This is a genomic window from Moorena sp. SIO4A1, from assembly GCF_010672065.1.
GTDB lineage: Bacteria > Cyanobacteriota > Cyanobacteriia > Cyanobacteriales > Coleofasciculaceae > Moorena.
In genome coordinates, this window is sequence record NZ_JAAHHX010000995.1 from 1 (window position 1) to 1,104 (window position 1,104).

Here is a 1,104-nt window from a genome sequence, read left to right on the forward strand (position 1 = left end):
GTTGATTTTGGCACGGCTTGGAACAGTTCTGGGAACGATAATCCTGACCCTAATACTTTGGCATCTGTGGGTCTGGGTTTGCAATGGCAACAGGGTAACAATTCTACTGCCCGTCTTGATTGGGGCATTCCATTAATTTCTGTAGATTCGAGGGATAGAACATGGCAAGAAAACGGTTTGCATTTCTCTGTACAGTGGAATCCATTCTAAAGGGCGTGGGATCCTGGGTTGGCTGTACCCTCCAACCAGGGGTGTATTGTCGGGTACTGGCACTCAGTCTTCTGAGCTTATTTCTTGCGGTAGGGATACGGCCTGTTTTATCGCAAATACCTACACTAAAGCCAACTCTTGTAGCTCAGGATAACGCCCAATCTTTAGTGCAACAGAGCCAAGAGAAGTACAAGAATGGAGATTTTTCTGGGGCTATTGAACTCTTAAGACAAGCAGTAAAATTCTTTGAAGAAGGTCAATCCCGGAATCGGGCTATTACATTGGTTAATCTGGGTCGGATGCAGTCGGAACTAGGACAATATTATCAAGCCTGTGAAACCCTAACACAAGCCCTAGGATTATCCTCTAAGGTTTGTGAGGATGAAGACTTACCGGAAAATCCCCTAGACTGGGTAAGCGAACATCTCAGACAAACAGATTTAGTTTATCAAATCAATAGCTTACGCACCTTTGGTGATGTTTTACGGGCGATCGGTAGATTAGAACAATCAGAACAGATTTTGAAGAGGAGTTTAAAGATAGTTGACAGTTTGTCTTCCTCTCCTGAGCAAGCTGAAAGGCAAGCTCAAGCCAGGAGTGCTGTTTTTTTGAGTTTAGGTAATACTTTCCTAGCTCAGGGAAACTTGGAGCGAGACCGACAAGCTCCTATCCAATATGAGTATGAATATTTGCCTTGGCACGTTGAACAAGCTACAGAGAAGAGTGAGAGTTATAATAATGCTGAGATCCAGTATAAATGTGTGGTGACGAATTGCACTACTCTTCAAACTGTTGATGAAGCTTATAAGCAGGTAGTGATGAGTAAGCCACCCTTGTCACTTACAGGAATTAAAGCACAGCTCAATCTCTTAAGCTTGTTCTTGGAAACTGGTC

General features: G+C 43.5%; 2 protein-coding genes. Both read left to right on the top strand.

Annotation, left to right across the window (positions count from 1 at the left end; all coding sequences use genetic code 11):
* On the top strand, positions 1-210 hold a 210-nt coding region (locus tag F6K53_RS44730; protein WP_293087483.1), incomplete at its 5' end, for a BamA/TamA family outer membrane protein.
* A 5-nt stretch (positions 211-215) separates the two neighbouring features.
* Positions 216-1,104, top strand: an 889-nt coding sequence (locus F6K53_RS44735) for a hypothetical protein (RefSeq protein WP_293087485.1), incomplete at its 3' end; no start/stop codon positions are given.